Source organism: Rhodococcus sp. P4_E4 (genome assembly GCF_056401575.1).
The window spans coordinates 21,107-27,619 of the sequence record NZ_JBFUJB010000038.1; the positions used below are offsets into that span (position 1 = coordinate 21,107).

General features: G+C 61.1%; 6 protein-coding genes. 1 reads left to right on the forward strand and 5 read right to left on the reverse strand.

The features are described 5' to 3' along the window. The first annotated feature begins 69 nt into the window (after positions 1-69). On the forward strand, positions 70-1,101 hold the full coding sequence (locus AC1DVN_RS29985) for an iron-siderophore ABC transporter substrate-binding protein (protein WP_279164155.1): 1,032 nt from the start codon (positions 70-72) through the stop codon (positions 1,099-1,101). Positions 1,102-1,137: 36 nt separating this feature from the next. Here the strand turns inward: AC1DVN_RS29985 and AC1DVN_RS29990 are convergent, their stop codons facing one another. The 5 genes from AC1DVN_RS29990 to AC1DVN_RS30010 form a co-directional block, all read right to left on the reverse strand. Next, positions 1,138-1,641, reverse strand: coding sequence for a GbsR/MarR family transcriptional regulator (locus tag AC1DVN_RS29990; protein ID WP_020908019.1), 504 nt, complete (start codon positions 1,639-1,641; stop codon positions 1,138-1,140). 74 nt (positions 1,642-1,715) lie between these two features. After that, on the reverse strand, positions 1,716-2,972 hold the full coding sequence (locus AC1DVN_RS29995; protein ID WP_477994727.1) for a hypothetical protein: 1,257 nt from the start codon (positions 2,970-2,972) through the stop codon (positions 1,716-1,718). A gap of 34 nt (positions 2,973-3,006) precedes the next feature. Further along, on the reverse strand, positions 3,007-5,031 hold the full coding sequence (locus AC1DVN_RS30000; protein WP_445387951.1) for an ArnT family glycosyltransferase: 2,025 nt from the start codon (positions 5,029-5,031) through the stop codon (positions 3,007-3,009). Between the two features lie 93 nt (positions 5,032-5,124). Further along, a complete protein-coding gene (locus tag AC1DVN_RS30005) occupies positions 5,125-5,637 on the reverse strand; it encodes a GNAT family N-acetyltransferase (protein ID WP_019748801.1) in 513 nt (170 codons plus the stop codon). Between the two features lie 123 nt (positions 5,638-5,760). Then, positions 5,761-6,513 (reverse strand): HNH endonuclease signature motif containing protein (locus AC1DVN_RS30010; protein ID WP_477994729.1); only part of this gene is annotated, 753 nt, incomplete at its 5' end.

The following is a 6,513-nucleotide window of genomic DNA, read 5'->3' on the forward strand; positions in this document are numbered from 1 at the left end:
TGGAACCGGCCGTCGGCTGCGATCCGTCGGAGTCTCACTCCTCGGCGCATCGACAACGGAAGGTTCCCCATGCGATACGCCCGTGTGCGCTCACTTCGCCGAACTGTGGCCCTGAGCGGATTGGTCATTGCCGCCCTGGTAATCGGCGGATGCAGTAACAACGACACCGCAACCGAATCAAGCAGCAGCGACTTCGAAACCGTCACCATCGAAAGTGCGCTCGGAAACGCCGTCATCACCGAAAAGCCCGAGCGAATCGTGACCCTCGGCATGGGGTCGGCGGAGACCGTGATCGCGCTCGGCACAATTCCCGTCGGCGTCGAAAAGTACGCATGGGGCAGCGACGACACCGGATATCTGCCGTGGGTGCACGAAGCGGTCACGAAGCAGGGTGGCGAACTGCCAGAGCAGTTCACCGGCGGCACCGACCTCAACATCGAAGCGATCATCGCTCTCGAGCCCGACCTGATCCTCGCCCCCTGGTCCGGCATCACCCAGCAGCAGTTCGACTCACTGAACGCGTTCGCGCCGACCGTCGCCTACGCCGAGAGTCCGTGGACCATCACGTGGGAAGACCAGATCAACGTCATCGGCAAAGCCATGGGCGAATCCGAGAAGGCGACAGCCGAAATCGACAAGATCAAGTCGCAGTTCGCGGAATCGACTGCAGCACATCCGAACTACGCCGACGTCAGCTTCTCCTTCATCTACAACACGGGCCCAGGAACCCTCGGCGTCTTCTTCGCCGAAGAGCAGCGCGTGGCCATGGTCCGCGCACTCGGCTTGCAGGTGGATCCCGTCGTCTACACCTTGACGGAATCTGAAGGAACAGACTCCGCCGTCATCGGCCTCGAGAACGCAAACCTCCTCGACAAGTCCGACCTGCTCTTCACCTTCTACTCGGACCCGGCCAATCGGGCCGAGATCGAAGCGCAGCCGGCCTACCAGGCCATCCCCGCTGTGACTCGGGGAACTGTCATCGCTCCGACCGAGCAGCCCTTCGTCACCGGTTCCTCGATGATCAACCCGCTGACCGTGCCCTGGTCGCTCGAGCGCTACGTGCCGATGATCGACGAGGCAATCGCGAAGCTGAACAAATGATGTAGATCAGCATCGTGCGATCGAGAAGCCCGCGTCCTATTCGGATGCGGGCTTCTTGCCGTCGCGTTGGGCTTTGAATCGCATCCACTCGCTACTCAACATTCGATTGTCGATGATCCACCCCATGTAATCGCGCATGTTGAGGACACGAATGTAGGCGGGGCCGTTGGGATTTGCGTACTGCAGTGCTTCAGTCGCGAGTTTGCGTTGATTCTCGAGATACACGTGCTCTGTTTCGAGGAATCCGCCCCACACGTCGGAATCCATGACGTAGTAGTGAGTCCGATCCCGAGGCTTGCGCGTGAGCTTGACGAACCCCCGGTCAATCAACCGGCGAATGTAAGTGGACACCGATCCGCGACTCGCGCCCAGTGCCTGCGCCAACTCTTCGGCACTGACCCCTGGCGACTCGCTGATCAACAAATAGCCCGCAATGCGTCCCTCGATGCGAGCTCCACCACCGGACTGCCAGTACACGGAGAACTGGTCAATGAACCACGTGGAGAAGTCGTCACCGCGAGCAGGGCTGGCATCGCCCATTCGTTGAGCCTCCGAGGTCTGGATACGAACAAACTGGGTACGAACGATTCGTCACTATTGTGCCAGCACCACCGTCACCGAGCCGAAATCATCAGCCCTGGAGTGGTTGCGATGAACTCGAGCTGTTCGATCGTCAAAGGCGACGCCGATGTGAAGCCAGCCGATGTCACGAACTGGGTCACCACTACTGTTTCGCCGGAGGGGTGAACAACCCGGACCGTGTCATCGCCCGAGCCATCGGGATCGACCAGGCGAGTCACCGTGGTGGCGTTGGGCAACGTCAGGATCGCGCCTGGTTCCGGGACAGCCGTACCAATCGATATTTCGACATCACCGCGGCCGTCCGATGTCGAGACGACGATTCGTTCGCACGCCCCTCCCCGTCCGTAGTCATCCGGAACCAGCGAACCGAGCGGGCGTTCCAAAGTGACCTCTTCCGCGCCGAGATCCTTCCAACGTGCATCGAGCAACTGATTCAGCCGGTCGATCTCCATGCGCGTCGCAGGTGGACCGGCATTCACGGAATCGGTGTAGCAGGATGCCATCGGTGGCGGCGTCGAGTCTGGGACCGGCTCAGTCACAGCGAGCCCGGGCGCTGTCGCGACCGCGATCAGTTCGTCCATCGTCAAAAGCGGACCAGTATCCGTCGAAGTGCCGGTCGACGTGTCGATGCTCGCAACAACTCTGGATCCGTCACCGAGATACGCGACTACACCGCGCTCGCCCCCGACTTCCGAACCGTCTTTGTCTTCGAAATCTGCTCTGTCCTCGAAATCTGCGATGTCGAGTACCGTTCCGTTCGCGAGATACTCCCGCCGATCCGCCAGCCCCTCCAGGCACGGTGGCACCGGCTGATCCCATGCACGAACCTGAACCGAGATATCCGCAGTCCGCCCGACGCGAGTCAAGGTTCCCTTCGCCGACGTCGAACCGCTGAACTCGATCGGGTCGACCCCGTCGGGAAACGAAACGCCTCGGTAATTCTGGATCGGCGCGAACTCGAGCGATTTCGATGGACTCGCAAATGCAACGTCGACATCGGAAGGCAACGATTCGAGTAGTGCGTCGCTCATGGCGGTGGCCTTCGGTCCCGAGAACCATGGATAGTCCGGGTCGTCATAACCGGGCTCACCGGTAAAACCGTAGTTGATTCGCACCGGCGGACCTGGCGATTCCACCGACTCGCAGCCGGGAATCGACGTGCCCGTGCCCTCGTTCGTCACCGCTGCGACAACAGTTCCCAATGCGACGATCGAGACGATCACCAGCCCGTCGCGCCAGGTCCATTGCTCGCGGCGACGGTTCGACTCGTGTGCGGTGCGCCCAGACATTTCTCGATCATTGCCTACGACAACAACTACGTCGCTATCCGACATACCCGCTGAGGTCGTAGATCGTGGAATTTCCCACCGTTGTCGACGAGAAATTCGCTCCGACCCATTCCTGAATAGCACTCGACGTACTGTCCCCGCCTTGGCTGTCTTTCGGGCTTCCGCCCTGGCCACTGGCGATGTAGTAGTGGATCTCGCCGTCTGCCACGTACTCGATGAACTGGTCCAGCGTCGGTGCGGGATCAGAACTCCAACCGCCGATCGCCATCACCGCAGTATCGCTGGCCAACTCGTAGGTTGCTGCGCTTTGCGATCCGTTGGTCGCGGCCGACCACGTGGTGCCCGCATTGACCAACATTGCCGTCAACTCGGAAGTACTTTCGCTACCACTGCTTGTTCCTGGCCCACTCGTTGTTCCTGGCCCACTCGCCGTCGGATTACTGCTCGCGTCATCAGAGTTCGGCAGAGCCCCACCGTCTCCCTGCCCTTGGTCCCCACCCATGCCTCCTCCCCCGCCCATTCCGGAGTCTGACACGGCGCCGGTTGGTCCTGCTGTCGGGATGGACCCACCATGCGCTGTTGCGGCAGTGGCAATCGCGTAAGACGCCGAACCGGTTATCCCTGCCAACGAACCGATGATCAATCCAGCGACAGCGAGCTTGCGAAATCGACCCTTGGCTCCCACCAGAACCAGGATCGCGCCGACGACAGTGCCCGCCAACAGAATCCACTTCAGCATGGGCAGCCATTCGGCATTGCGGTGCAACAACACCCAGCTCCAAATTCCTGCGGACAGCATCATCGCCGCCAAGCTGCAGCGTCCGATCCAGCGGGCACGCACCAACCACAGGGCGTATCCGCCGATGCCGATCATCCCCGCAACAGCAGGCGCCAGCGCAACTGTGTAATAGGGGTGGATCGTTCCGGACATGTAGCTGAAGATCAGGCCGGTAACGAGAAACCAACCACCCCACAGGATCAACGACGCACGGAGAAGATCTGTGCGCGGTGCACGCCCACGGGTGAGGAGTCCGAACACCAACGCGATCAGTGCCGCAGGAATCAGCCAGGAAATCTGGATACCCATCTCGCTGCCGAACAGCCGATCGAGTCCGGCACTTCCCCCAAAGCTGGAACCTGCACTGCCACCGGCCATTCCACTACTACCACCGGACATTCCGCCACCGGTGTTCCCGAAAAGTCGACCCAATCCGTTGTATCCCAGTACCAAGTCCATGACGCTGTTGTTGGTCGATCCGCCGATGTACGGGCGAGAATCAGCGGGCCACAGCCACACTGCCAACACCCACCACCCAGCCGATATGACAACGGACGCAGCACCGATCACCAGGTGGAACAGGCGAGTCCGCAAGCGCACCTGTCCGGCAATCAAATACGCGGCACCAAATGCAGGCAACACCATCAGCCCTTGCAACATCTTGGTGAGAAAAGCGAAGCCCAGCGCGACTCCTGCGAGCGCCACCCACATTGCGGCTCGTCGACCCACCGCCGTGCACATGGCGCGAATCACGAAGTAGCCGGCGAGAGTCATGAGCAGGACAAGCAATGCATCGGGATTGTCGAACTTGAACATCAGGGCGGCAGCGGGCGTAGCTGCCAACACAGCTCCCGCCACAAGACCCGCAGCCGGGGTCGCCACTCGTTTGACGGCCGCATACACGAGCGCAACCGATCCGACGCCCATCAACGCCTGCGGAACAAGAAGGCTGGCACTCGAAAATCCGAAGATTCGTCCGGACAGACCCATGACCCACAATGAAGCGGGCGGTTTGTCGACAGTGATGAAATTCGAGGTATCGAGGGAGCCGAAGAACCACGCTTTCCAATTCTGGGAGCCGGCCTGCGCCGCCGCAGCGTAGAAGGTGTTGGCGTAGCCACTCGCGGTCAGATTCCACAAATACAAGACCGCCGTTGCTGCCAACAGGATCGTCAGCGCCAATCCTGTACGGCGAGTGCGGAACCACGACGGCGAGGGCTCGGCTCGATGGGCAGTTGGTGCCGGCCGCTGAGGCGGGGCCGGATGCAGAACGGCGGTCATCAGGAAGTCCCTTCACGAGTTACTGTCCTGCCAACGATCGCGCTTTCAACCCCGGCGGCACTGGGAGCCGGCTGGAAAGTTGCTGTGAATGAATCAGGTCAGGGAACGCTCGAACAGCACGACGCTGAACCAACCGTTGTAGACAACATCTCCGAAGTCACGACGCCCTACCTCGGCGAAACCCGCGTCTCGGTAGTAGCGGCGCAACCGCACGTTCGTTTCGACACAATCGAGCCGCAAGTACTGCGCGCCCTCCTCCGCGGACCGTCGATGGGCCCAGACGAGTAAGCGTTCGCCCAACGAGGTGCCCGAAAATTCTCGATCGATAACCAATCCGTGCACGTAGCCGGCAGGCTCGTTCGAATCGGGCCAGACCACGGGGTCTGACCAGATCAACCGCAGGGCGCCGACAATCCTTAACTGCGCCCGGTCTCGCGCAACAAAGAACTCCCCTCTCGAAATCTGCTCCCCGACCTGCTCGACAGACACTTCGCGTGGGCGCCACTGGATGATTCCGCGTTCTGCCAACCAGTCTTCTGCCGCGTGCCGCAGCGCCAGAATCTCCGGCCCATCGCTCTCGACCGCTTGCACAACGTCCACAACCATATGACCTCCCCCATATCTGCAGCCGTTCACAACAACACGGCCTCCAGGCCCCAACCCGGATGTATCTCCGAGTTGAAGCCTATCGACGTGAAGTTGTGTATCTGAACGGGTCTCACCACTCAGTCAGGTTTTGAATGTGGTGTTCGCCGATCGCGGGTGCTGCTGCGGGTCGATCGAGGGCGGCGGGATGAACCACGGTTTGTTGTCGACGCCGATGCGGATCACCCATTTCCCGACGAATCCGGATTTCCGGTGCATCAGCCGGTGATGTGAACGGCACAGCAGGACAAGGTTGTTCATCACCGTCGGGCCGCCGTTGGCCCAGTGCCGGATATGGTGCGCATCCGTCCACGCCGGCACACATGTGCACCCCGGGAAGGCGCAGCCTTTGTCTCTCGCGATCAACGCCACTCGCTGCTCCGCGGTGACCAACCGTTTCCCGGGTTTCGCATCCAACGGCGCCCCGTGACCGTCGAGCAGAACAGTGGACAGGAAGCAGTCACACCCGAGGAGTCTGGTCTGCGATACCGACAGCGGCCCGAGCCAGGGCATGTGCCCCACATCAAGATCCGACACAGCCACTCCACCAACAGAACCGGGTGCGGCGGCGCAGTCCCGATGCTCCGCCAGATCGCGGGCGTTGATGTGCACGTTCACATGCGGACGCTGGCCACCATCGACACCGGTTTTGGCGCAGTCCAGGTAACGGCGGATCAGTTCGGTGAACCCATCCGCCGTGCGTTTCGCCGCAGACCGAGAATCCGGGGTTCCATCAGGTGCCGGGGTCGGCATCGTCAGATTCGACAACGCCGACAACAACATTTCACCGGTGAGAGCATCGAAATCACCGCGCACCACCACCCGACCGTTCAACGT

Coding starts and splice junctions, on each gene's coding strand:
- AC1DVN_RS29990 (WP_020908019.1), bottom strand. CDS start 1,641: ATGGGCGATGCCAGCCCTGCTCGCGGTGACGACTTCTCCACGTGGTTC.
- AC1DVN_RS30000 (WP_445387951.1), bottom strand. CDS start 5,031: ATGACCGCCGTTCTGCATCCGGCCCCGCCTCAGCGGCCGGCACCAACT.
- AC1DVN_RS29995 (WP_477994727.1), bottom strand. CDS start 2,972: ATGTCTGGGCGCACCGCACACGAGTCGAACCGTCGCCGCGAGCAATGG.
- AC1DVN_RS30005 (WP_019748801.1), bottom strand. CDS start 5,637: ATGGTTGTGGACGTTGTGCAAGCGGTCGAGAGCGATGGGCCGGAGATT.
- AC1DVN_RS29985 (WP_279164155.1), top strand. CDS start 70: ATGCGATACGCCCGTGTGCGCTCACTTCGCCGAACTGTGGCCCTGAGC.